The organism is Bizionia myxarmorum (assembly GCF_008086205.1).
Lineage (GTDB): Bacteria > Bacteroidota > Bacteroidia > Flavobacteriales > Flavobacteriaceae > Algorimicrobium > Algorimicrobium myxarmorum.
Genome location: NZ_VSKK01000010.1, coordinates 1 through 1,777, shown reverse-complemented (window position 1 = coordinate 1,777; position 1,777 = coordinate 1). Strand labels below are relative to the sequence as shown.

Here is a 1,777-nt window from a genome sequence, read left to right as displayed (position 1 = left end):
AAAGAGAGGGGATTTTCAATGTTGACGAGATCAAAGTCTCTGCGTATATAATAACCTTACTCCTCTCTTTTGTGCTTTCTTATTTATAGACCTTAATTTAGTGTTTTTATTAAAACGCTAACTTAAGACGTATATAAAAAATAGCGCGAGTCGTTGCTAACACAAAGGTTAGAGCATTTTTAGGAAGTCGCCAAATTTTTAAATTTGACGATTTCCCAAAAATAAAATAAATAGTAAAATTTAAAAATTCGGCTTGTGTTTCATCCGAATAGATAGCGTTTATTTTCAGCGCTACTTTTCATATACAAAACCGTTGGCAACAATATAAATGACACCCGAACAAGACAAATTTATAAAGCATTTTAAAGAAGAAAGGAATAATTTAAGAGACCCAGAAATATTCTTTGACGGAAAAGTATTAACTCTAAATTCGAGAAAAATAAATAAACTGAATTTAATCGGTGAGTTATTTATTCTGATTTATGTCCCAGTAATAATCTGTTTTGTAATCTTTATAATTCCCTTTACCTTTTCTATTCAATTAACACTAATCGGATTTGCTCTAATTTGGATAATTATCGTTTTAAATGAAAGAATTAACAGAATTAAACTTAACAACAATATTCAAATTGACTTACAAAACGACTTGCTCACTGTTACTCCAATTGACTATTTAAGAAAAGATATACTAAAAAAAGAAAGTACTAATTATACATTTACATCTTTTAACGGAATTGCTACCAAACGAAGAAAGTTTGACAAACTAAACGCAGGAATCAGAATAATGATAGATTCACAAATTGGAAAAACAAATCTAATTGACATATGGACGAAATCATTAGGAGAAAAGCTATCTGAATTAATAGCTGAACTGACCAAAAAAAAACTTAACGATAAATAAATACTGTTGCCAACACTGTATATAAAAAATGCGTAGTTTAGTGCTAAACCAAAGGAAAGTGCGTACTTGCTTTCATCCGATTTTCGTTCCGAAAATCCGCTGACACAAGCACGCACTTTTCATATACAAAACCGTTGTAAGTAATAGCGGAAACCATTCAAACGCAAAAAATACGGAATTAAAAACGACTGATTTTCCAAAACATTACGCTAAATTTTTTACTCAAAATCTGATTTTAGCAAGTTGCGGAATTACTACTCAAACGGAATTAAATACTGTGTAAAGAGAATATAAATGACAGAAGAAGAAATAATATCTTGGATATTTTTATCAATTGCGTTAGCATCACAAACTGAACCTGCTAATATTCAAGAAATCTCTAATATTGCGGACGGAATCAATCACGCAATCCCAAATCATAAAGAATTACAAACATCAATTTCTTGGCTATCAAAACAGCTTTTAATTAGCAAGTTTGAGAAAAAATACCAATTGACCGATTTAGGAAAATTAGAATATGAAAAAGCATCAAAAAGCACTAATATATTATTCGGAATTTGGAAAAACCTTGAATTAAGAATAGAAAATATTAATAAGAATAATTAAAAAAAAAGAAACTACTACTTACAACACTGTATATAAAAAATGCGTAGTTTAGTGCTAAACCAAAGGAAAGTGCGTACTTGCTTTCATCCGATTTTCGTTCCGAAAATCCTCTGACACAAGCACGCACTTTTCATATACAAAACCGTTGTGCATAATATTGACTCGTCCTGAAATATGAAAAAATTTACTTTACTAATTTTGATTTTGACTTTGACTTTGACTTCCTGCAATTACGGAAAAAACGGAATTACAGCTGAAATCAAAAATTCT

The 1,777-nt window shown here is 29.9% G+C and carries 2 protein-coding genes; both read left to right on the top strand.

All coding sequences use genetic code 11. The annotated features are described in order from the left end of the window. The first annotated feature begins 328 nt into the window (after positions 1-328). Complete coding sequence (locus ES674_RS15295) at positions 329-901, top strand: hypothetical protein (protein ID WP_148405518.1); 573 nt, start codon at positions 329-331, stop codon at positions 899-901. A gap of 294 nt (positions 902-1,195) precedes the next feature. Further along, entirely contained in the window at positions 1,196-1,507 is a 312-nt protein-coding gene (locus tag ES674_RS15290) for a hypothetical protein (protein WP_148405516.1), read from the top strand. Positions 1,508-1,777 lie beyond the last annotated feature (270 nt).